Below are 22,075 nucleotides of genomic sequence, written 5' to 3'. Positions count from 1 at the left end.
ATTATGTCTAATTCAAATATCATGAAAGGTACTGTTAAGTGGTTTAACGAAGCTAAAGGTTTCGGTTTTATCCAACCAGAATCAGGACCAGACGTTTTTGCTCATTTTAGCGAAATCGCTAACTCAGGTTTCAGAACGCTTGCTGAAGGTCAACGTGTTGAATTCAGTGTTGCACAAGGCCAAAAAGGCCCAAATGCTGTAAATATTGTTGCTCTATAAATAATTATAAGCACTAATAAATAAAAGCACTAATGAGTGCTTTTATTTTGGTTTTAAAATAATTTTAAAGTTTTTTTAAGATTATAAGTAAATTTTAATTTAGGATATAAATTGTTAAAAATAAATGATTTAATTGCAAAATCTAAAAATGGTACAGAAATTTTAGTGTCTTTAATTCCTCTAAATAGAATACAAAATACACGTGAAGGTTTTAAAACTGTTGAAGTTGGTAAAAGAGTTCTTCTTTCCTCTGGAATTGAAGTCGATTTAAATTTAGATGGGCGTACCTTTTACACGTCTATAAATCAACTATTTAAATTAAATGAAAGAGTTTGTTAAAAAACTCAACTTGTTATTGGATATTTAGGTAGATCCATTATTTCTGCCATAATTTTATAAGGATATCGTAATGCTTAAACAAAATATCAGTGTTAAAGACCAGTTTGGGATTAAATACGTCATTCAGGCAACAGTAGATAATTATTTCGCTAATACTCAATGTTTTTCTAATTTAAAATACATTACAGTTGAAGGCGAAGATATACGACCGGGTTTTGAAATGTTTTTTCAAAGTACTTTAAGCGGTAAAATTTTTAAAATTGATAAATTAAATTAATCTATCAACGCAGTATATTTAACGTGACTGGATAGGGTTCTTTTAAAAAAATAGAAAACCTTCATAGCTCTACGGCATGTTGCAAATACTCAATTAAATAATAACTTTAATAATAAAGCGCAGGTGGTGAAAGCCATACTAGCGCATTTCTAGTTTCCTAAACCTACATGTCCCTCGACTTTATAAACTTTAATTTAACAATAACTTATTCATTATTTAACCTTACTTTTTAATGATCTAATTTAAAGCAAATGTCATTTTGTGTGCTTGACTGCAACAAATGTGAAGCTTATCCTTTGCCTGCTGGCCACATTGCCAGTCGGCTTTGACAGGCTGAATAATAACTCCCGCATCAGAGCTTTCCTTCTGAGGAATACTCTTGTGTGGTGTGCAAACTCGTCTCTTTCCCGTAGCGGTAGGACGGGAGAGGGACACTTTCGGGTGTGCTAGTTTGAGTTATTACTAGTCTGTCAACCTTCTTCCGTTCTGCCACCATAATTTTAATGTCTTGGCAGAACTCCCAATAAAAAGGAGTTGGCTTTGCACATTCATAATTTCTTGGCAGCCTTTGCCTATATCGACACAACTTAAATTTTAAAAGCAGTTTGATGAGCTACTAGACTTATTGGACTTTAAATTGTCACGACTAAAAATTTGCATCAACAATAAAACTTGAGATGTGCCAAGCACAGTCTTTATGGCTTTGCTGTGCCTTTTTTTCTCCCAGAAAGGGCACAGGCTTTTGTATCTCATTTATATACAACAAAAATTTATTTTAAAGCGGTAAAACTATGCCCCATTCAGATCTTCCATTTCGTGCTTTAAGCGTGCTTCATACCTCTCGATATCTTTTTAATAAATATGGCTTTCATAAAGTCGGGGTGGACCGCATTATTGAATCGTCAAAAACTCCAAAAGCAACTTTTTATAATTACTTCCACTCAAAAGAACGTCTTATTGAAATGAGCTTAACCTTTCAAAAAGATGGGCTGAAACAAGAGGTGATTTCAATTATTTATGTTCAAAAAGACTTAATTCTGCTTGAAAAGCTTCGCAAAATTTACTTTTTACATGCAGATTTAGACGGACTCTATCATTTGCTCTTTAAAGCCATTTTTGAAATTGCGAAAACACATCCAAAGGCGTATCAGGTGGTGATTGACTATCGAAACTGGCTTATTAATGAAATTTATAATTTGCTTTTAACAACCAATGCAAATGCTTCAAAGCAAGATGCACACATGTTCTTGTTTGTAATTGATGGGGCGATGGTTCAAATTTTAGACCCAAATAAGGCTGGGGAAAGGGAACGGTTGTTGGATTATTTTTTAATGCAGTATATTTAATGCAGATGAAAAGAAATATCTTTTAATTTAACTGCATCCGCCTGAGTGATGCAGTTAAATGATAAATATTAAGAGATTTCTAAAATTTTTTGAGCGATATATAAATCTTGTATAGATAACCCTGAACTGTCATAAATTGTGATTTGTTCCTGAGATTGCCTTCCTTGAGTGTTTGCTAAAAGCACACCACCTATATTCATTAAAATTGCAGATTCAGGGGCATGTTGGAATTCACCGATGATTTTAGACTGGGTATTAAGGTCGCAAAATAAACGACTATGTAGAAATAACTCTGGTGGAAGTTCTTGTTTGCCTTGCTTATCAGACCCCATAGATGAAATATGAGTACCGGCTTTTACCCATTCTGCTTTAAAAAGAGGAGCGTGTGAGGAAGTTGCTGTCACAATAATATCTGCTTGTTCACAGGCTTCTTTTGCACCAGCAATTTTAAGCTTAATCCCTAATGGTTTTAGGTCTTCTACCATTGTTTCAGCTTTATTTTCGTCGCGTCCTACAACCAAAACCTGATCGAAGTTTCTAATTCTCGCTAATGCCTCACATTCATATTTGGCCTGATTTCCCGTACCAAATATGGCTAATACTTTTGAATCTTTTCTTGCTAGTAGATTGGTTGCAACAGCATTAGATGCTGCTGTACGGAATGCATTCACTTTGCCAGCTTCGATGGCTGCTGCCATTTTTCCATTGGCTTGATTAAATAATAAAATGAGCGCGTTATGGCGTGGTAAACCATTTTTAGGGTTATCTTCCCAAAAAGAACCAACTTTAAGACCAGCTAATTGCTGGGTAGCAGATGATTTAATACTAAACGTATTTTTTGTATCAGACGCTTGACCATGAACCACAGGAAAACTTTGAGTGTCCAATTGAGTTGCAGCAATTAAAGCTTGATAAATCGCATCATAAGCGAGTTCATGATTGATGAGAGCGGAAGATTCGGACTCGGAAATAAATCTCATAACCATCTCCAAAAGTTGATGTTTAAATTAAGACGTGAACAGTTCGAGAGGTCAGTGCACATTCATGCCTATCCATGATGCTTTAAAAGAAATCATAGATAGACTTAAGACTTTTATTAAGCTGATAAAAATTCTACATATTTAGAAATATCGACGTTCCCACCACTAATAATGATGCCTATACGTTTGCCTTTTAATTCATGTTTCAAATTGCGTGCAGCCGCAAATCCAAGGCATCCTGTCGGTTCAACCACCATCTTCATTCTTTCAGCAAAAAACTTCATAGAAGTCACGAGTTCTTCGTCTGTTACAGTCAAAATGTCATCTACATTCTTTTGAATAATAGGGAAAGTGAGTTTGCCTAAGTATTGAGTTTGAGCACCGTCGGCAATCGTTTGGGGCGTATCAATATGAACAATTTCTCCTTTTCTAAAGGACATTTGCCCATCATTTCCTAGGGCAGGTTCAACACCATATATTTTACAATTAGGAGAGAGTTGACGGGCAGATAAGGAAGACCCAGCTAATAAGCCTCCACCACCTAAACATACAAAGAGGTAATCCAACTCACCAACCTCTTCAAATAGCTCTTTTGCAGCCGTTCCTTGACCTGCAATTACATGCGGATGATCATAAGATGGAATTAATGTCAGACCATTTTTTTCGGCAATCTCTTTTCCAATTTGTTCCCGATCTTCCGTATACCGGTCAAATTCAACAATAGTGCCGCCGTATTCTCGCGTCGCTGCCATTTTTGCAGCAGGAGCATCTTTGGGCATGATGATTGTTGCAGGAATACCAAGAATTTTCGCTGACAGTGCAATCGCTTGTGCATGATTTCCCGAAGAAAAAGCAACAACACCAGCTTTTTTTTGAACTTCATCGAACTGTGCAAGCGCATTCATTGCGCCACGAAATTTGAAAGCGCCAACACGCTGAAAATTCTCACATTTAAAGAATACTTCTGCTTCAAATTCATTGTTAACAGTACGTGAAGTTAAAACAGGGGTGTTATTTGCAAAACCTTTTATACGTTCAGCAGCGGCTGCGACATCTTCATAAGTTGGAAGGGTTAAATTTTTCATAATTAAACCTAATTCTATTCAATGTTTTCGAATGCAAGATTTCGTATTGCTCAAGCAACGCACAATATATTGACCTTGTTTAGATAAAATATATATTTTTAGATAAAATGTCTAATATTATTTTCTGATGTGATAACAATGAGATATAAGATTTTGATTTACATTAAGTTTAAAATTAGATAAAAAGTCTAAATTACTATTACATACTTCACGCTAGGGTTTGAAATAGTAATTAAGTCATTTGGAGGAAATACATTGGGAAATCGTGATAAACATTTACTCACTCAACTAGATACGATCGCAAAGGGGCTAAGTGAAACTCTATTTCCATTTTGCGAAGTTGTTGTCCATGACTTAACAAATCCTGAACATGCCATACTCTCAATACACAATAATTTATCTGGTCGAAAAATTGGAGATCCAGCAACAGAGTTAGGGCTGGCAAGAATTATGTCTCCAGAATTTCCAAATCTTATTTCAAACTATGCAAACCAGTTTGCAGATGGCCGCCCCGCAAAAAGTACTTCTATTGGTATTAAAGATGAAGAGGGCGAATATGTGGCCGCTTTATGTATGAATATTGATTTAACCCTATTTAGGGGCATGCAAAGCGCTTTAGACCAGTTTACTAAAATTGAAACTGACAACATTATTGAAAATTTGGAACCGAATGGGACTGAAGCAATTCGAAGATATATCGATCAATTTGCCTCAAAACATGCTACTACGCCGCGTATGTTAAAACTTAATGAGAGAAAACAATTAATACACGAGTTAAAGAATAATGGTTTATTAGATATTAAAAAGGCTGTGGAGACGGTTGCACAACATTTAGGTATATCAAGAGCGAGTGCTTATTTGTATGTGAAGGAAACTTAAAACGATTTTTTATAATTTATAAGATTCGAATAGTTTATTTTAATGTGTGTTTAGCTTGATCTAGGGGGGCGTTATTTGAAGTTATTTATTATTGTATTTATTGCAATTTTTTCCAGTATTGGTCTGATTTGTTTAATTGCACTGCTTAGAAATTTAAAAAATTCTTCGTCATCTCGCGAGCATGATTACTCATCTTCTTCAACACATCATCTTCAAGATAATAGTTATCATCATAGCTCTAGCCATTCAAATGATTGTTCATTATCTTCAGATTCGGGAGGATGTGATAGCGGCGGCGGAGATTAAAAAAAGCCCTTTTGTTCAAAGGGCTTTTAATGATTTAAGGTAAATCAAACCAAATAAATTGACTCTCTTCAGTTGCTTGGATCGTCGCTTTATCTTCAAATACAAAGGCATCACCCGCTTTGACTTCTTGATCACCGATATGAATTACACCTGAAATAACATGAACATAGTTCACTTTTTTAACTGGCTCAACACTTAACTCGTGTCCTTTTTCCAATACAGCCGACTTTATCTCTGCATTTTGACGAATATGCATTGGTGCATTTGCGTCGGGACCTGCAATTAAGTGCCATTTGTTCGGGGCTTTACGTGGGTCGAGACTAATTTGCTGGTAATTGGGCTCTGCATCTCTTACATCTGGATGAATCCAGATTTGTAATAAATGTACAGGTGTATCAGTGTTATTAATTTCACTGTGGGCAACCCCTGTGCCAGCACTCATGAGTTGCCATTCACCTGCTTTAATCTGGCCTTCATTTCCCATGGTGTCACGGTGTGAAATTGCACCATCTAACACACAGGTTAAGATTTCCATATTGTCATGTGAATGTGTACCGAAACCATTATGGGCATCAATCTTATCGTCATTAATAACTCGTAAAGTACTCACACCCATATATTTAGGGTTGTACCAGCTACCAAATGAAAAGCTATGATAAGACTCTAACCATCCCGCTTTAACATGTCCACGATCTTCACCACGATGTACGTAAGCATTCATGATCTAATCTCCCAAATTTTTTATTTATCTCTTGAGAAATATCTTAACGTTCTATAAAGGTCAGAAAAATAGGATACCTGCAACATGTCGTTGCATAATTGATATGATTGTAGTGTTTTTTATTTATCTCTGCATTTTTGATGATTAAAAAAACCTGCCATGAAGGCAGGTTTTTTTAAAGAATATTTTGATTACTCAAGGAACTTAACAGTTACGCCAGAGCGTACTTTACTTCCTAAATCATTTGCATCCCAGTTAGTCAAACGGATACAACCGTGTGATGCTGTTTTAGAAATTAAAGATGGATTTGGTGTTCCGTGAATACCAAAAGATTTTTTACTTAAACCAATCCAGATATTACCAACAGGGGCATTTGGGCCAGGTGGTAAAGAAAGAGGTTTTAAGTTTTTACCTTGTACAAAGTTTGAAGGTGAATAGCTATACCATGGGTTACGAGCCACACCAACTACCTTGTAAGTACCGGCCGGAGAAGGCGTATCAGTACTGCCAATTGTTGCAGGAAATGAGGCAATCATTTGGTTCCGGCTATTGAAGAGATACAATTGTTTTGCGCCTTTATGGGCAATAATCAAATGAATATCTTCTGGTAAATCATTGCGCACGTTTGGAACAATGATTTTTTCACCCGCTTTTTTGAATGTCGCAGTTGGGTTTAATTTCTTTAAGAAACCTTCATCAATATGAAACTTCTCGCCCAACATTTCGCTAACACGGGTGTAGTACAAACCTTTCATTTTTGCTTGTAAAGCATAATCAGAAGGGATTGATTGGGCATAAGGACCTTTTAAGTCAGCATCAGAGATCGTGTATTCAATAAATGCTGGCTTAGTTTGTTTAGCAACTAACGCATCCCAAGTTTCTTTAGTCAGTTCACCAGTAGCTGATAAACCATTCATTTGCTGGAATGAAGAAATTGCTTTTAATGTGTTTTTACCACTCATACCATCAATAGCGCCTGGCGATGCATGCGCATTATTTAGCATTACGTGTGCACGTGCATAGACTGGAAGTTGGCCTTTGCCAATATTCTCAGACCATTCTGCCGAGTTTAAGCTATCTAAAGTCCATGATGCAGCGGTAGTCGTCGCTGGAGTCGTAGACGCAGCAGCACTTTTAGCAACAGCTGGTGTAGACGCAGCAATACCTGACTCTGCATTTGGGTCTTCAGTTTTCTGTAAGTTTTGTAATGTTGTTGACGCTCGATTTAGGTCATTTTGTTCTTGAGCAGTAATTTGTGTTGGAGCTTGAGCTTGTACAGTTGAAGCTGCATCTACCGCAAGAGGATCAATCGGATCTTCTACAGGAGCTGATACCTTTTTAGGGGCCATTGGTTGCTCAGTTGTTGAAGCGGCAAAAGCAACATTAGCAATAATACAACTTAAACTCATAGCGAGTAATGAGCGAACAAACATGTAATTCAACCTTAAGAATTTTCATATAAGCAATAGGGGATTGATCTAATCTTAAAGTGCATAAAATTACCAATAACTCATCTCTATGAGTCCAAGATTAGTAATTTAATGATTAAAAGAATAGTAATAAACCCCATGTAACATGTTGCAAGTATTGCAGAAAACCTCGCAGCTTGCAGTAGACTTTTGTGTAAATATGCATTTTTTAGTAGATTGACAAGTTTTTTGTGTGAAATTGAAATTATAAAAATGCCTTTGTTTTTGATATGATGCTGCCACATAAAGAAGATAGAGATTGGTAATGACGACTTTGAAAAATGATCGTTTCCTCCGTGCTTTGTTACGCGAACCTGTAGATACCACGCCGGTATGGATGATGCGTCAAGCAGGGCGTTATTTGCCTGAATATCGTGAAACACGTTCAAAAGCAGGCGACTTTCTATCCTTATGTAAAAATACAGATTTTGCCTGTGAAGTCACTTTACAACCTTTGCGTCGCTATGATTTAGATGCAGCAATTTTATTTTCAGATATTTTGACAATTCCAGATGCATTGGGCTTAGGGCTTTACTTTGAAACAGGTGAAGGACCAAAGTTCCATAAAACAGTGCGTACCGAACAAGATGTGGCGAATTTACCAAAGCTAAATGCAAAATCAGACCTTGATTATGTCATGAACGCGGTGAGCACCATTCGCTCTGCTTTAGGTGGTCAAGTTCCACTGATTGGTTTTTCGGGTAGCCCTTGGACTTTAGCAACTTATATGGTTGAGGGTGGTTCAAGTAAGGACTTCCGTTTTACTAAGCAAATGATGTATGCACAACCCGAAGTTTTGCATGCTTTGCTTGATCATTTAGCAGATTCAGTCATTGATTATTTAAATGCTCAGATTGATGCTGGTGCTCAGGCGATCCAGATCTTTGATAGCTGGGGCGGGGCATTGGCACATCGTGAATATGTTGAATTCTCTTTAAACTACATGAATAAAATCATTGCTGGTTTGCAACGTGAAAAAGACGGTCGACGTATACCGATTATTGTGTTCACTAAAGGCGGTGGGCAATGGTTAGAACCAATGATTAGCACAGGTGCCGATGCATTAGGATTGGACTGGACTACGCGATTAGATACAGCTCGAACTACGGTGGCTGGACGCGTAGCTCTACAAGGAAATCTTGATCCGGCTGTTTTATATGGTTCGGCAGCTTCAATTGAAAAAGCAGTGAAAGCTATGTTGGATGATGCCTACGCAAATGGTGAAAAGACGGGTTACATTGCTAACTTGGGCCATGGGATTACTCAGTGGGTAGACCCTGCACAACCAAAAATCTTTGTAGATACAGTGCATGAGTATAGCGCTAAATATCTAGGATAGTTTTTGTGCAATATCTAACTTTACCGTTTCAATTTATCGGCAAGGCTGTTTCGGCAGCCTTGTTTGGTATTTTGCTATTAATTGCTTTTGCTTTAACAGCACCGATGGGAAGCCATGAATATATGGGTTTTTATCGTTATGATTATTTACTCATATATGCAGTGTTAATCCAGATCTGCTTACTCTATTTAAAACTGGAGTCATGGGCAGAAGCCAAAGTCATTGCTTTATTTCACGTCATGGCGATGGTCATGGAAATATTTTTGACTCATCCTGCAATTGCTTCATGGCAATATCCGCAGCCCGCCATATTTAAAATTTTAACAGTGCCGTTATTTGCAGGTTTCATGTATTCGGCTGTAGGTAGCTTCTTCGCACGTTCAATACGACTGTTTCAAGTGTCTTTTGAAAAGCTTCCAAATTTTGGAACTATGCTATTACTGGCATTTTTCTCATATATAAATTTTATGAGTAAATTTTTTGTTCCCGATATTCGCTATATTTTATTTGCGATTAGTATTTTTATTTTCTGGAAAACAAAACTTTATTTTCAAATAAATAAACATAAATTTAAAATCCCGATGCTACCGATATTATTGACGCTCGCATTTATCATCTGGATTGCTGAAAATATAAGTACATTTTATAAAATTTGGCTCTATCCAAGTCAGGTCGATGCTTGGCATATGGTGGGGTGGGGCAAGCTTGGGTCGTGGTATTTATTATTACTTTTAAGCTTAGTATTGGTTCTTAAAATATTAGGTAATCGAGATAATCAAGGTAATTGGAATTTAAGGTAAATTTTTCTTTAGCACTTTTCATCATATTGTTTATTTTTTAATTGCTAAATCGTAGCCTTCTCGCTATCTTTAATATCGTGTAATAAAAATTACACATAACAATACAAGACATAAGAAACAATCAATAATGATTTTTGGAGATATACATCTATGTTAAAAAAAATAGCTTTAGCTGCATTGTTAGCAGCTGGTTCAAGTGTTGCAATGGCTGACAACGATGTGGGTTGTGGTGTGGGTACACAAGTATGGGCTGGCAAAAAAGGAGTAGCGCCTAAAATTCTTGCTGCAACAACAAACGGTATTTTTACTAACCAATTATTAGGGATCACTTTCGGTACTTTAGGCTGCCGTCAAGGCGGAACAGTAACAGCGCAAGTTGTAACATTCACAAATGAAAATGCAGAAGCTTTAGCACGTGATATGGCAGTAGGCCAAGGTGAAAGCCTGAACCTACTTGCTGAGTTAATGCAAATTAAACCTCAAGATAAAGACCGCTTCTTTAAAGTTTCAAAAGCAAACTTTGGTGAAATCTATTCAGCAAATAATCAAAATACCCTTCAAGTTTTAGCATCATTACAAACTGTAATGGCTAAAGACGACGTTTTAAAAGCTTACGTATAAGTTTGAAATTGAAAACCCTGTCGTATGGCAGGGTTTTTTCTTATATTTAATGATAAAAATTGATGAACTTAATGAAGTCAGTTGTTTTAGTTTTTGCCTCTTTGGCAGTTAATATTGCGTATTCAGCAGAAATAAATCCATCTATTCAAAAATATTGGTCCATTGCAGAACAACAAAATCTAGATCAAGACATTACATGGCAAAGGCTCATGTATGCAAATAAAGACCATAAAAGTGACGTCACTTATTCTGGTTATTTCATGTCAGAAAATGGGAAAAATAATTTAAAAGAAGAACTGAAAGCTGATATCTCGGCATTATTTATGTCTGCTCAAGATAATCAGTCGATTCGTTGTAAGTTTCCAGCTCGAAGCCAATGGCTCATACAAAAAGTAGGTATTCAAGAAAATGAATTGCCTCAAATAAAATGTTCAGAATTTGAGAACTGGATTGGACAGATTAAGCCTCATAAAGCGACATTAATTTACGCTACAGATTTTATGGGCAATCCTAGCTCAATGTTTGGCCATACGTTATTGCGTTTAGACCCAAAAGATCAGCAACAATTAAATCTAGTTTCTTATGCTGTAAATTATGCAGCAACTGTGGCAGGGAATGATAACTGGTCATATGCATGGAAAGGTTTAACAGGGCAATATCCGGGTGAATATTCACTTATGCCTTATTATCGTAAGGTAAAAGAGTACGGTGATTTCGAAAGCCGTGACCTATGGGAATATGAGCTAAATTTAACTCCTGAAGAAACGCGGTTTTTAGTAAGCCATATTTGGGAAATGCAGCATGTAAGTTTTCCTTATTATTTTGTCAGTGATAACTGTGCCTATAGGTTGTTAGGCTTGGTCGATTTAGTAAAACCTGAGTCTAACTTACAAGAAAAGTTTACTTATGCATCTATTCCGATGGAAACCATTAAATCGATGCAACAGCAAGGGCTCACCAAAGCTCCTGTATATCGGCCTGCTCTAGAAACTCAGCTATTGGCCCAAGCTCATCAACATGGTGCCTCACTAGCGAAGGTTGCACATCAAATTACGATGATGCCAATTAAGCAGTCTACAGAGGTTTTACAAACTTTTAGTGAGCAAGATCGGGCCAAAATTCTAGAGATGGCTTACGATGATTTATATCTTCAATTTACCAGCCGTCAAATAGAAGAAAGCATTGCTCAGCTGCAGTTGCGTCAACTTTTAGCGCTAAGAAGCCAGATTGATTTGGATAAACAGCGCCAAGAACCTAAACGACCAGAAAAAGAGCCAACTCAAGGCCATAATGCACGTAATATTTCAGTGAAAGCAGGTGAGGTTCAAGGTGATAAGTTTATCGAAATTGTTCATCGGCAAGCCTATCACGACTTAATAGATCCTCAAGGGGGATACCGTGCGGGGACTCAATTACTGTTTTTAAATGGTAATGCGCAGTGGCGAGATGATCATTTAAAGCTAGAACGTCTTGATCTGTTAGAAGTAAATTCCTATAACCCGATTCAACCTTTTAAAACACCTCTGAGTTGGGGATTTAATTTGGGTTGGCGTCAGGAAGCAATTCATGATGGAAACTTTAGTGAAGAAAAACAGCACGGCGTAGCGAATTTTAATGCTCAGGTTGGTTACAGTCTTGCAGACTATGAGCGTAAACATATTTGCTATGGGCAACTCCAAACCTATGTTCAAACAGGTTCTAATCTAGATAAAGGGTGGCGTGTGGGAATGGGCCCGACTTTAGGTTGTATGAACCAATGGTTTGATCGATTTAACTCTGTTGTACAGATTGAATTGCCTTATTGGGAAGACCAAAATCAATGGAATTTGAGAGTAAATACCCAGTGGCAATATGTGATTAATAGCAATAATGCCGTTCGATTAAACTGGGATTATGAACAACAAAATCATCAAGACTGGATGAAATCTAGTTTAGGCTACGTTTGGTTTTTTTAAATAGTATTAAGTATAAGAAAAAAGAGAAATGATGTTATTCATTTCTCTTTTTTTGTTTTTAGAAAAGACGATTATTTCTTTATCGCATTCAACACTGCATAAGCCGCTTTAATGCGTTCTTCATTTGGAATGCGTTTATTGGTTAACATGACTAAACCAATATTTTCTTTAGGAATAAACACAACATAAGTTCCAAATCCGTTAGTTGAACCCGTTTTATGGTAGATCTTAACTGAAGGTTCTTTGGAAATGGCAGTAACTTTATTAGGTTTCATCACGATTTGTTCAGAATTACTGTCTAATAAAGTTTGTAAAGGGGCTGGATAGGAGAATTCTTCCCAACCTAATGCTTGATACATGGTGCCGACTTGATAAAAACCTTTATGTGTCTCACTAATAGCCTGTCGAATATCTGCTGGATATTTTTGTGGATTTAGATTGGCATCAATAAAGCTAAGCATGTCTGGTAATGTAGATTTAACTCCGTAGGCAGGGGCATCGAGTGGGCCTGGGGTAACTCGAATCGGCTGATTTTCTTGGTTATAGCCAAATGCATAGTTTTGCATCTGAGTTTTAGGCACATTTACATAGCTATTTTTTAAATGAAGAGACGGAAAAATTGTCTTTTCTAAGACCTGACTAAAAGGCTGATTCATCGATAAGCCTACAACTTTTCCAAATAAGCCAATACTTGGATTTGAATATTGTCGATATTCACCGATTTGATTTTTAGGTTTCCATTCTTTGAAAAAAGTTAAAACTTGCTGGTCTGTTTGTACTTCATCTGGAAACTGTAAGGCAAGGTTGCCACTCGTATACGTAGCCAGTTGAAGTAGGTTGACCTGATCAATAGGTGTATTTTTTAGTTCTTTCCAGTATTTTCCTGGGGTGTCGTCAAAAGAGATTTTTCCTTGAGTTTTGGCATATCCACCTGCCGTGGCAGTAAATAATTTACTGACTGAACCTAGCTCAAAAATAGTACTACCATTTACAACTTTTTTATCTTGAACGGATCTTAAACCATAATAGATTTCATACTTTTTATTATTTTGAATAACGCCCACAGCCATACCGGGCACATCATATTTTTCTAATAAAGGTTTAAAGTTTTGATCAACCAGTTTTTTAATTTCTTGCTCTTTTGGTGTATTGCCCGCATAAATTGAGGTATTAAAAATAAAAAGAGACGGTAAAAGTAAGCAGGAAATTTTTTTAAATCGCATTATTCACTCATACATCATTTAAAATTAAAGATGCGTACTTTTATAACAAAAATCACATAATTTAATTGTTATGTTTTATAGAATAAACGCTGTATTTAGATATAAAAAACCCAACTAAGTTGGGCTTTTAAATTTATCACTAAAGAGAATTTAGTAACTTTCTGGTACTGCACTCAAGAACTCACGTCGTGATTCTTTATCGGTTTTAAAGTCTCCGATAAATGAAACTGTACGAGTGGTTGACTCTTGTTTGCCTACACCACGCATCATCATGCACATATGTGCTGAATCGATGACTACAGCGACACCGCGAGCGCCCGTGACTTCAGCCACAGCTTCTGCGATTTGCTGAGTCAGGTTTTCCTGAATTTGCAAACGACGTGCAAACATTTCGGTAATACGTGCAAATTTCGATAAGCCAAGCACTTTACCTTCTGGTAGATAGGCAATATGAACTCGGCCATAGAATGGGAGGAGATGATGTTCGCAAAGCGAATAGAATTCAATATTCTTCACCAATACCATTTCATGGTTATCTGATGGGAAAACAGCATTATTGGTGACTTCTTCTAAAGTTTTACTATAGCCAGAAGTTAAATATGAAAAAGCTTTAGCCGCACGCACAGGCGTATCTTTAAGGCCGGGACGATCAAGATCTTCACCGACGGCAGTCAGAATATTTGCGTACGATTGCTGCATAGACATAAGAATGTTCACTTACACTGGTTGAACAAAACGGCATTCTATCAGAAAACTATAAAAAGTCTGAATTCTGTAGAAAATGCCGCTTTATTGTTGGTACTTGGGATTTTTTTCTGCGCGTTTAAGCAGTACGAGAACGGCACCTGTGCCGCCTTGATTTTCAGGTGCACTCACAAAAGCTAAAACATCGCGGTGCTGGCGCAACCATCCGTTGACATAGGTTTTCAAGACCGCTTCAGGACCTTTGCCGTGTACGATCTTGATGACATTTTGATTTTCATCTTTTGCCATCTGGATAACTTGTAAAACCGCGTCACGTGCTTGTTCAATCGTACAGCCGTGTAAATCTACTGCTTCAAACCAGCGCATTTTTCCAGCTTTTAAGTCTTCGAAAACTTTATGCTGAAGTGTGGCAATGCGATAGCTTAGGGTTGCTTGACTCGCGACAGGGTTTAGAGCGGCTTGAGTGTCTGATAACTCGGCATGCTCAGTGTCACGGGCACCTTCGGCAGCTGCACGTTTAGCTAATGTTTGAGCATCAACTTTTTTGACACGAGGTGGTCTGACATCAGCAACATTACTATTGTTGATGGGCTTAACACCTGCAACAGCTTGTTGAAACAGATTTGTATCTTCCAATTCTTCAGAAACAGCCTGAGATTTTTTAGTCTCAGGCTGATTTGCGATTTTGCTTGAATGAGGATTGGAGATTTGCTTTTTAAATTGCTTCAATAACTTTTGTTGCTCTTTAGAAAGCGTTGAATCTTTATTACTCATATATCTTCATTAAACCGTTTGAGGTTGTCCAAAAAGGGCGGTAAAGGCTTGATCTGGTCTTGGCTGTTTCATAAAACTTTCGCCAACCAAGAATGTGTGAATATCGTGCTCTTGCATCATACGAACATCATCTGGAGTGGCAATACCACTTTCAGTCACAAGTAAACGTGAAGATGAAAGCAAGTTTTTCAAACGAATAGATGTCTTTAAATCTACATCAAAGGTTTTTAAATTACGGTTATTCACGCCTAATAAACATTGCTCAGATAACTTTAAAGCACGTTCCAGTTCTTCTTCATCATGAACTTCAACCAATACATCAAGTTGATGTTCAAAAGCAGTTTTAGACATTTCTTCAAGTTGTTGATCTGACAAAGATGCAACAATCAATAAAATACAGTCAGCATGTAAAGCACGCGCTTCAACTACATTATATGGATCGATCAGAAAGTCTTTACGCAAAGCTGGTAACGCACAGTGGCTTCGAGCAATGGCAATATTTTCATCCGCACCCTGAAAAAAATCAACATCAGTCAAAACAGATAAACATGCTGCTCCAGCTTGTTCGTACTGCTCGGCAATTTCAGCAGGATTAAAATCTGCACGAATAATGCCTTTTGATGGAGATGCTTTTTTAATTTCAGCAATCACGGCAGGGCGTTTGTGCTGTAAAGCTTTTGCAAATCCTCGTACAGGAGTCGCAGCTTTAGCAAGTTCTTCAACGTCTTGCAAATTACGTTGTTTTAAACGCGCAGCAAGTTCCTCATGTTTACGGTCAACAATTTTACCTAAAATGGTATTTTGAATATTAATCATGAGAAGTCCTTAATCTGCCTGACATTGTTTTAATGTTTTAGTAAATTCTGCCAAAACACTCATTTTCTCTAATGCTTGTCCGCCATAGATAATATCTTGAGCGAATGTAACAGCTTGAGCATAGGTTTTGGTAATGCCTGAGACATAAATACCTGCACCTGCATTGAGAGCAATCATATTTGCTGCTTTTTCGCCAATGTCAGATTTATTTTTACCTAGTGCATCTTTAATCAGCTTTAAGCTTGCTGCGGCATCTGCTACCACTAAACCATTTAAGGTTTGTGATTCAATGCCGACATCTTCTGGATTAAGCGTCCATTCGGTAATTTCGCCATCTTTAAGCTCTGCAACAGCAGTAGGGGCAGCAAGGCTGATTTCATCAAGTCCATCTCTTGAATGAACTACCATGACATGCTCAGCACCAAGTTGCTTCATAACCTCGGCAATAGGACGGCAAAGTTCATCTGAAAATACCCCAATAACAAAACGTTTTACACCAGCCGGATTCGTAAGCGGGCCGAGTAAGTTGAAAATGCTGCGAACACCAAGCTCACGACGTGGGCCGACAGCATACTTCATTGCTTTGTGATGATTTGGAGCAAATAAAAATCCTACACCCATCTCACGAATGCAGCGCTCAGTTTGTTGCATATCTAAATCAAGGTTAATACCTGCTTGTTCAAGTAGGTCAGATGAACCAGATTTACTTGAAACACCTCGGTTACCATGTTTTGCAATGGTTGCACCCGCTGCTGCAATCACAAAGCTTGAAGCAGTAGAGACGTTAAATAAATTTTGCCCATCACCGCCAGTACCGACAATATCAACTAAATATTTGATATCACTGACATCAATTTTAATAGCGAATTCACGCATAACACGTGCGGCAGCAGTAATTTCGTCAATACTTTCACCTTTCATTCGAAGGCCCATCATCAAAGCACCAATTTGTGCTTCGGTTGCCTCACCTTGCATGATGCTGCGCATAATGTCTTCCATTTGCGGCTGAGTCAGGTGAATATTTTTTGTAATATGGTTAAGTGCTTGTTGAATGTTCATAAATATCACTTATGCATAAATATCTAAAAAGTTTTTAAAGATTTGATGACCATGTTGGCTCAAGATTGATTCTGGATGGAACTGCACACCTTCAATAGGCAATGTCTTATGTTTAACACCCATAATTTCTTCTATTGAGCCATCTGCTTCATTGGTCCAACACGTTACTTCAAGGCAATCAGGCAGCGTTTGCTGATCAATAACCAAAGAGTGATAACGAGTTGCCGAGAATGGGCTAGGGAGATTACTGAAAATACCTTTATCACTATGGTACATATCAGATAAACGTCCGTGCATCACCGTTTTGGCTCTTACAATGTTTCCGCCAAAAGCTTGCCCAATACTTTGATGCCCTAAACACACGCCAAGCAAAGGAATTTTTCCGGCAAAGTGGTTAATTGCAGGAATTGAAATACCTGCTTCGCTTGGAGAGCAAGGGCCGGGACCAATAACCAGATAGTTAGGTTGCCATCGTTCAATATCCTCTAATGTGACTTGATCATTGCGAACAACTTTTACTTCCTGATCCAACTCGCCAAAGTACTGGACGATGTTGTAGGTAAAAGAGTCGTAATTGTCGATCATTAGAAGCATGATGAACTTAACCTCATAATAATTAATATATATTTAATAAGTGACTAGAGTAGTTACTCACATTAATACTCACTTTTAGAAAGAACTTCTTGGTTAAAAAATAAAAAGCCGCTATCTAAGCGGCTAATGTACCAGAATTTGCTTTACTTGTAATAACTTCATGCTTTATTACTAGCAAAACCATATCAATAATTATAAGTCGATGTATTTCTTAAACTAAAAATAGCAGAGAAAATCGGTAATTTAATTTGAAACGGTCTCTGTATTAGTAGGCAAAAGTTGCCACACAAAGTTTTCTTGATTAAGTGGAGTAAAGCCTATTTTTTTATAGAGACCTGAGGCTGTACTGGTAAGTAACATAATTCTGCGAAGTTTTAGAGATTCTAAGTGTTCTAAACAACATTCCATCAGCCATCGCCCTAACCCCATTTTTTGAAACTCATCGATCACAAAAACATCTTTTACATAAGCAAAGGTTGCATAGTCTGTAATGATCCGAGCAAGACCAATTTGTCGGTTGTTCGGATCATATAAACCAAAGCATAAGCTATGTTGTATAGCAGTTTGTATTGTTTCTAAATCAATCCCTTTTGCCCATTTTGAATGGTGTAGAAATGAATGAATAACTTCTATGTTGAGTTTAGAGGGATCTGTAGAAACAGTATAATGATCATCACGTGAGGCTACGAAATTGGATACCTGCATAGGGAAACCCTTTAATTCAAAAAATATTGAATACGGTTAAAAATAGCATAGTGCGTACAAGGTTTTCTTCAAAGCTACCTTTTTATAGTTACCAGTATGTTTCTTAATCACTAATAAGAATTAAATTTTTTTTGATGGCTAATAGTTGATGAAATATCGATGAAAAAGTCCGATTAGCTTTATGAGTTTGATAAATTCAATTTTTACGTAATTAGAAAAAAATAAGAAGCTATTTATTCGTTAGAAATTTGCTGAAACCAATCAGCTTTGATACACCTTAATCTGTTTAAAAATAGTGATCACTACAATTAAGGCAGAATAAGATTTTCATTAGAAATAAAAATTATTCTGCCTGAGTCAAAAGAGAAGATTAAATCGCACGAGTGTTGTAAATCAGCCAGTCTAAAACCTCGCCAGACAAATGTTCAGCTAGTCTTTCTTGAACCATTTGGTGATAGGTATTTAGCCAGTCTTTCTCTTCATTATTGAGCATATCAACAACGATACAATCTAAATGAATTGGACAAAGCGTGAGTGTTTCAAACTCTAAAAATTCACCGTAAGTTTTTTCAAACCCAGAGTGAAGACGGTTTGCCACCAGATTCCCAATGCGAATACCATATTGTCCTTCATGATAAAGACCAGGTTCATTGGAAAGAATCATTCCCTCACGTAATTTGCTGTGGGCATGTATAGGTGCGTAATAAGAGAGAACTTGAGGTCCTTCATGAACATTAAGAGCAAAACCTACGCCGTGTCCTGTTCCATGGCGATAATCTAGACCATGTTGCCATAAGGTATGTCGACAAATTGAATCGAGTAGCGGTGCAGCTAAACCTTCTGGATAAATAGTTTTTGCCAAAGTAATATGACATTTTAAAACCAAGGTATAGTCACGTTTTTGTTGAGATGTTGGCACCCCCACTGGAACTACACGAGTAATATCCGTTGTACCATCAACATATTGCCCACCTGAGTCAATCAGCAATAACCCATCGCCTTCAATAAATGAATAGTGCTCCTCAGTTGCGCGGTAGTGAGGTAGAGCGCCATTGGCATTAAAGCCGGAAATAGTTGAAAAACTTGGTCCTATAAATCCGTCTTGCTGAGCGCGGTAGGCAGTAATCTTCTCATCTATTGTCAGTTCTGAAATGCGTTCACCATGATGAAGTGCTTTTTCCAACCAATGGAAAAAGTGGCAAAGCGCGACCCCATCTTTAATCATTGCATGACGGATATGAGCAATTTCGCTTTCATGCTTACGCGATTTAAAAAGTGTACTTGGGTTGATGTCGTATACAACTTGAATATCTTTTGCGATGGCTTGTTCATGAAAAATCGATACTTTGGCCGGATCTAAAAGCACAGATGGATCAGAAATATTTGCTAAAAACTTAGCCGTATCTTTGTAATCAACAATTTCAATACCATCGGCTGCCAAAGCTTGCTGAATGCTTATATCAACTTTGTCCGCATCAATGAAAAGAACAGCTTGATTTTTACTAATATATAAATGAGACAGGAATACAGGGTTATATTCCACATCTTGTCCACGTGCATTTAGGACCCATGCAATATCATCTAAAGATGAAATGAAATGCCCCGAAATATTCTTGCTATGTAAAGTCTCACGAATAGCCTGAATTTTTTCTTTACGAGATAGCGCATTTAGCCCTTCAGGCATTAAATGGATTTTTTCAGATGGTAGTTCTGGACGGTCTAACCAAATCTCTCCGATTAAATCTTGCTGGGTCTTGAGTTTATAATTATTAAGTCTTGCAGTATGTTCGAGCGCCTTAAATTGCTGAATCGATAAGGTATGTCCATTTACCGCAATGACTGATTCTGGTTGTAGATTTTTTTCAATCCAAGCGAGATGCATTGAAGACTCATCACTGGTCAGCTTTTGAAGATTAAAGCCAGTTCCAACAAGTTGTTGCTCAGCTTGTACCCAATAGCGACCATCTGCCCATAGACCTGCAAAGTTTTGAGTGACTACGAGCGTACCAACAGAACCACTAAAACCACTGAGCCATTGTCTTGCTTTCCAGTAATCCGGTAAATATTCTGACATATGTGGATCAGCGCTCATCACAACCAAAGCATGAACCTGCTGATTGCGCATGAGTTCACGAAGTTTCTCAAGTTTTTCTGGAACAGTTAAATCGGTCATATAGTTTCCAAGTCAGGTTGAACTTTACTGGTACTTTTGTTCATTAATCTATAAATAGGTTTCTTTAATAAAAATAACACGATTGCGCCAACTACTAGTGCCAAAACACATCTCATAAAGAGGGTAGGTAAATGATTAATACCATCTGCCGATACGTGCCCGCCAATTAAACCAGCTATGAGATTACCTAAAGCTGAGCCAGTAAACCACAGACCCATAATTTGACCGCGTATGACATCGGGGGCAAGTTTAGTCATGGTAGATAAACCAATGGGGCTTAAGCAAAGTTCGCCTATGGTAAGTAAAAATAATGTACCGACTAACCAAAATGGTGAAACTAAGCCACCAGCAATGGCGAAACGACTGGCAAAAGACATAAGTAGAAAGCCGCCCGCTGCTAGTAAAAGCGCGATAATAAATTTACTGATATAACTTGGGTCTTTATTCGATTTACCTAGCTTCGCCCATAACCATGCTGCAATTGGGGCAAAAATAATAATAAAAAGTGCATTGATGGATTGGAACCATACTGCCGGAATTTCAAATCCGAAAACAATACGGTCCGTATAATCTTGAGCAAATAGGTTAAAAGATGTTGGTTTTTGCTCAAAGGCAGACCAAAATAGCGCAGAGGTCGCTAATAAAACAAAGCAAATAATAATTTTAAATTTTTCATGTTGTTCTAAGCCAAGGAAAAATAATAAATAGATAAAATAAGCGATAATTCCAATGCATATTCCAACTGTTAAATAAGTGGCTACTGCGACTGGATTGATATGAATAACGCCAAAGAAAGTAAGAGCAATAACGACTGCAACACTGAATAAAAATGAGAAAGCAATTTTTGGGGCATTTTTATTTTCTACAACGGGCTTATTCCAGTTGTCATTTTGTTGGCGCAATTGATTGAAAGACTGTAGTTGTGGAATTGCTAATGCACGGAAAATGAGTAAGGCAACCAACATTCCAAGACCGCCAATCCCAAAACCCAGATGCCAGCCATGATCGCGAGCCAATATACCTGTAATAAGCGGGGCAATAAACGACCCCATATTAATCCCCATATAAAAAATGGAGAAACCGGCATCACGTCTATTATCTTGGGCTTTATATAACGTTCCGACAATTACTGAAATACAGGTTTTAAATAACCCCGAACCAATAACAATAAGAACTAAACCGAAATAAAAAAAGAATTGATGAAAGATAGGAGTAAGTGCAATCGATAAATGACCTAATGCAATAATGAGGGAGCCATACCAGACAGATCGTGCCTGACCTAACCAGTTGTCGGCAATCCAACCGCCTAAAACGGTCATTAAATACATAGAGCCAGCAAATAACCCAACAATTGCTGCTGCGGTAGGGCGGTCAAGACCTAAACCACCGTCATTGACCATCGCAACCATGTAAAGAACCAACAAAGGACGAATTCCATAGTAAGAAAACCGTTCCCACAGTTCAGTAAAAAATAAAGTTTTTAAGGGTTTTGGATGGCCGAAAAAAGCTGTGTCGCATTGTTTGAGTTCATGCTTCATTTCAAATCCTTTGAACATATTTGTAGTTAAATAAACCAAACTTTTAGTTTGTTTAATTATAAAAAAAAGTTATGTTTTATTTTTTAGATTTTTTTAAATTGAAAAGCAAGTTTGTCATGTATAAAAAAGGTATATAACAAATGGTAAAAAAT

23 protein-coding genes are annotated in these 22,075 nt (G+C 37.3%); 10 read left to right on the top strand and 13 right to left on the bottom strand.

Going from position 1 to position 22,075, the window contains the following annotated elements:
• Positions 1 to 3 precede the first annotated feature (3 nt).
• From MSG66_RS14275 to MSG66_RS14260, 4 genes are all read left to right on the top strand, one after another.
• A complete protein-coding gene (locus MSG66_RS14275; RefSeq protein ID WP_003650532.1) occupies positions 4 to 219 on the top strand; it encodes a cold-shock protein in 216 nt (71 codons plus the stop codon).
• Positions 220 to 330: 111 nt separating this feature from the next.
• On the top strand, positions 331 to 558 hold the full coding sequence (locus MSG66_RS14270) for a hypothetical protein (protein ID WP_324654446.1): 228 nt from the start codon (positions 331 to 333) through the stop codon (positions 556 to 558).
• A 70-nt stretch (positions 559 to 628) separates the two neighbouring features.
• Entirely contained in the window at positions 629 to 835 is a 207-nt protein-coding gene (locus tag MSG66_RS14265; RefSeq protein WP_003650534.1) for a hypothetical protein, read from the top strand.
• A 791-nt stretch (positions 836 to 1,626) separates the two neighbouring features.
• A complete protein-coding gene (locus MSG66_RS14260; RefSeq protein WP_324654445.1) occupies positions 1,627 to 2,181 on the top strand; it encodes a helix-turn-helix domain-containing protein in 555 nt (184 codons plus the stop codon).
• 68 nt (positions 2,182 to 2,249) lie between these two features.
• On the opposite strand, the gene MSG66_RS14255 is transcribed toward MSG66_RS14260, so the two are convergent.
• Positions 2,250 to 3,161, bottom strand: a complete 912-nt coding sequence (locus tag MSG66_RS14255) for an ornithine cyclodeaminase family protein (RefSeq protein WP_324654444.1) — start codon at positions 3,159 to 3,161, stop codon at positions 2,250 to 2,252.
• 116 nt (positions 3,162 to 3,277) lie between these two features.
• Entirely contained in the window at positions 3,278 to 4,246 is a 969-nt protein-coding gene (locus tag MSG66_RS14250) for a threo-3-hydroxy-L-aspartate ammonia-lyase (protein ID WP_133972408.1), read from the bottom strand.
• Positions 4,247 to 4,501: 255 nt separating this feature from the next.
• Between MSG66_RS14250 and MSG66_RS14245 the strand changes: the two genes are divergently transcribed.
• Positions 4,502 to 5,125 (top strand): helix-turn-helix transcriptional regulator, encoded by a 624-nt coding sequence (locus tag MSG66_RS14245; protein ID WP_092706340.1) that lies wholly within the window; start codon positions 4,502 to 4,504, stop codon positions 5,123 to 5,125.
• 75 nt (positions 5,126 to 5,200) lie between these two features.
• Positions 5,201 to 5,431, top strand: a complete 231-nt coding sequence (locus MSG66_RS14240) for a hypothetical protein (RefSeq protein ID WP_324654443.1) — start codon at positions 5,201 to 5,203, stop codon at positions 5,429 to 5,431.
• A 34-nt stretch (positions 5,432 to 5,465) separates the two neighbouring features.
• Here MSG66_RS14240 and MSG66_RS14235 read toward each other — a convergent pair whose 3' ends face one another.
• Together MSG66_RS14235 and MSG66_RS14230 are read right to left on the bottom strand one after the other, a co-directional pair.
• Positions 5,466 to 6,152 carry a pirin family protein gene (locus MSG66_RS14235; RefSeq protein ID WP_202741528.1) on the bottom strand — a complete coding sequence of 229 codons (687 nt, stop codon included), beginning with the start codon at positions 6,150 to 6,152 and terminating at the stop codon, positions 5,466 to 5,468.
• A gap of 191 nt (positions 6,153 to 6,343) precedes the next feature.
• Positions 6,344 to 7,585, bottom strand: coding sequence for a L,D-transpeptidase (locus MSG66_RS14230; RefSeq protein WP_324654442.1), 1,242 nt, complete (start codon positions 7,583 to 7,585; stop codon positions 6,344 to 6,346).
• A gap of 301 nt (positions 7,586 to 7,886) precedes the next feature.
• Here MSG66_RS14230 and hemE point away from each other — a divergent pair, with 301 nt between their 5' ends.
• The 4 genes from hemE to MSG66_RS14210 all read left to right on the top strand — a co-directional run bounded on the left by hemE (position 7,887) and on the right by MSG66_RS14210 (position 12,336).
• The gene (gene hemE, locus MSG66_RS14225; protein ID WP_262472759.1) at positions 7,887 to 8,960 is read left to right on the top strand and encodes a uroporphyrinogen decarboxylase; all 1,074 of its coding nucleotides are present in this window, start codon (positions 7,887 to 7,889) and stop codon (positions 8,958 to 8,960) included.
• 5 nt (positions 8,961 to 8,965) lie between these two features.
• A complete protein-coding gene (locus MSG66_RS14220; RefSeq protein ID WP_324654441.1) occupies positions 8,966 to 9,760 on the top strand; it encodes a DUF817 domain-containing protein in 795 nt (264 codons plus the stop codon).
• 150 nt (positions 9,761 to 9,910) lie between these two features.
• Positions 9,911 to 10,381 (top strand): DUF3015 family protein, encoded by a 471-nt coding sequence (locus tag MSG66_RS14215; protein WP_324654440.1) that lies wholly within the window; start codon positions 9,911 to 9,913, stop codon positions 10,379 to 10,381.
• A gap of 62 nt (positions 10,382 to 10,443) precedes the next feature.
• Entirely contained in the window at positions 10,444 to 12,336 is a 1,893-nt protein-coding gene (locus tag MSG66_RS14210) for a DUF4105 domain-containing protein (RefSeq protein WP_324654439.1), read from the top strand.
• A gap of 71 nt (positions 12,337 to 12,407) precedes the next feature.
• On the opposite strand, the gene blaADC is transcribed toward MSG66_RS14210, so the two are convergent.
• The 9 genes from blaADC to MSG66_RS14165 form a co-directional block, all read right to left on the bottom strand.
• Positions 12,408 to 13,559: an ADC family extended-spectrum class C beta-lactamase gene (gene blaADC, locus MSG66_RS14205; RefSeq protein WP_324654438.1), complete on the bottom strand. Its 1,152-nt coding sequence runs from the start codon at positions 13,557 to 13,559 to the stop codon at positions 12,408 to 12,410.
• Between the two features lie 150 nt (positions 13,560 to 13,709).
• Positions 13,710 to 14,258, bottom strand: a complete 549-nt coding sequence (folE, locus tag MSG66_RS14200; RefSeq protein ID WP_262472765.1) for a GTP cyclohydrolase I FolE — start codon at positions 14,256 to 14,258, stop codon at positions 13,710 to 13,712.
• Positions 14,259 to 14,348: 90 nt separating this feature from the next.
• Complete coding sequence (locus MSG66_RS14195) at positions 14,349 to 15,038, bottom strand: Smr/MutS family protein (RefSeq protein ID WP_133972426.1); 690 nt, start codon at positions 15,036 to 15,038, stop codon at positions 14,349 to 14,351.
• Positions 15,039 to 15,047: 9 nt separating this feature from the next.
• Positions 15,048 to 15,854 (bottom strand): indole-3-glycerol phosphate synthase TrpC, encoded by an 807-nt coding sequence (gene trpC, locus MSG66_RS14190; protein WP_133972428.1) that lies wholly within the window; start codon positions 15,852 to 15,854, stop codon positions 15,048 to 15,050.
• 9 nt (positions 15,855 to 15,863) lie between these two features.
• Positions 15,864 to 16,913 (bottom strand): anthranilate phosphoribosyltransferase, encoded by a 1,050-nt coding sequence (trpD, locus tag MSG66_RS14185; protein ID WP_133972430.1) that lies wholly within the window; start codon positions 16,911 to 16,913, stop codon positions 15,864 to 15,866.
• A gap of 9 nt (positions 16,914 to 16,922) precedes the next feature.
• Positions 16,923 to 17,507, bottom strand: a complete 585-nt coding sequence (locus MSG66_RS14180) for an aminodeoxychorismate/anthranilate synthase component II (protein WP_324654437.1) — start codon at positions 17,505 to 17,507, stop codon at positions 16,923 to 16,925.
• Positions 17,508 to 17,750: 243 nt separating this feature from the next.
• Entirely contained in the window at positions 17,751 to 18,212 is a 462-nt protein-coding gene (locus tag MSG66_RS14175) for a GNAT family N-acetyltransferase (protein ID WP_324654436.1), read from the bottom strand.
• A gap of 370 nt (positions 18,213 to 18,582) precedes the next feature.
• Positions 18,583 to 20,385, bottom strand: a complete 1,803-nt coding sequence (locus tag MSG66_RS14170) for an aminopeptidase P family protein (RefSeq protein ID WP_324654435.1) — start codon at positions 20,383 to 20,385, stop codon at positions 18,583 to 18,585.
• On the bottom strand, positions 20,382 to 21,941 hold the full coding sequence (locus MSG66_RS14165) for a peptide MFS transporter (protein WP_324654434.1): 1,560 nt from the start codon (positions 21,939 to 21,941) through the stop codon (positions 20,382 to 20,384). Before MSG66_RS14165 ends, MSG66_RS14170 begins: the two co-directional genes overlap by 4 nt.
• Between the last annotated feature and the right edge of the window lie 134 nt (positions 21,942 to 22,075).

Source organism: Acinetobacter sp. IK31 (assembly GCF_035615195.1).
GTDB lineage: Bacteria > Pseudomonadota > Gammaproteobacteria > Pseudomonadales > Moraxellaceae > Acinetobacter > Acinetobacter calcoaceticus_C.
The sequence above is the reverse complement of the archived record's forward strand: the minus strand, read 5'-3'. Positions and strand labels throughout refer to the sequence as shown.

What these genes read in the sequence shown, in the direction of transcription:
- MSG66_RS14210 (WP_324654439.1), top strand. Translation starts at nt 10,444, where the DNA reads ATGAACTTAATGAAGTCAGTTGTTTTAGTTTTTGCCTCTTTGGCAGTT.
- MSG66_RS14255 (WP_324654444.1), bottom strand. Translation starts at nt 3,161, where the DNA reads ATGAGATTTATTTCCGAGTCCGAATCTTCCGCTCTCATCAATCATGAA.
- MSG66_RS14180 (WP_324654437.1), bottom strand. Translation starts at nt 17,507, where the DNA reads ATGCTTCTAATGATCGACAATTACGACTCTTTTACCTACAACATCGTC.
- hemE (WP_262472759.1), top strand. Translation starts at nt 7,887, where the DNA reads ATGACGACTTTGAAAAATGATCGTTTCCTCCGTGCTTTGTTACGCGAA.
- trpD (WP_133972430.1), bottom strand. Translation starts at nt 16,913, where the DNA reads ATGAACATTCAACAAGCACTTAACCATATTACAAAAAATATTCACCTG.
- folE (WP_262472765.1), bottom strand. Translation starts at nt 14,258, where the DNA reads ATGCAGCAATCGTACGCAAATATTCTGACTGCCGTCGGTGAAGATCTT.
- trpC (WP_133972428.1), bottom strand. Translation starts at nt 15,854, where the DNA reads ATGATTAATATTCAAAATACCATTTTAGGTAAAATTGTTGACCGTAAA.
- MSG66_RS14170 (WP_324654435.1), bottom strand. Translation starts at nt 20,385, where the DNA reads ATGACCGATTTAACTGTTCCAGAAAAACTTGAGAAACTTCGTGAACTC.
- blaADC (WP_324654438.1), bottom strand. Translation starts at nt 13,559, where the DNA reads ATGCGATTTAAAAAAATTTCCTGCTTACTTTTACCGTCTCTTTTTATT.
- MSG66_RS14175 (WP_324654436.1), bottom strand. Translation starts at nt 18,212, where the DNA reads ATGCAGGTATCCAATTTCGTAGCCTCACGTGATGATCATTATACTGTT.
- MSG66_RS14250 (WP_133972408.1), bottom strand. Translation starts at nt 4,246, where the DNA reads ATGAAAAATTTAACCCTTCCAACTTATGAAGATGTCGCAGCCGCTGCT.
- MSG66_RS14235 (WP_202741528.1), bottom strand. Translation starts at nt 6,152, where the DNA reads ATGAATGCTTACGTACATCGTGGTGAAGATCGTGGACATGTTAAAGCG.
- MSG66_RS14215 (WP_324654440.1), top strand. Translation starts at nt 9,911, where the DNA reads ATGTTAAAAAAAATAGCTTTAGCTGCATTGTTAGCAGCTGGTTCAAGT.
- MSG66_RS14275 (WP_003650532.1), top strand. Translation starts at nt 4, where the DNA reads ATGTCTAATTCAAATATCATGAAAGGTACTGTTAAGTGGTTTAACGAA.
- MSG66_RS14195 (WP_133972426.1), bottom strand. Translation starts at nt 15,038, where the DNA reads ATGAGTAATAAAGATTCAACGCTTTCTAAAGAGCAACAAAAGTTATTG.
- MSG66_RS14230 (WP_324654442.1), bottom strand. Translation starts at nt 7,585, where the DNA reads ATGTTTGTTCGCTCATTACTCGCTATGAGTTTAAGTTGTATTATTGCT.
- MSG66_RS14165 (WP_324654434.1), bottom strand. Translation starts at nt 21,941, where the DNA reads ATGTTCAAAGGATTTGAAATGAAGCATGAACTCAAACAATGCGACACA.
- MSG66_RS14265 (WP_003650534.1), top strand. Translation starts at nt 629, where the DNA reads ATGCTTAAACAAAATATCAGTGTTAAAGACCAGTTTGGGATTAAATAC.
- MSG66_RS14260 (WP_324654445.1), top strand. Translation starts at nt 1,627, where the DNA reads ATGCCCCATTCAGATCTTCCATTTCGTGCTTTAAGCGTGCTTCATACC.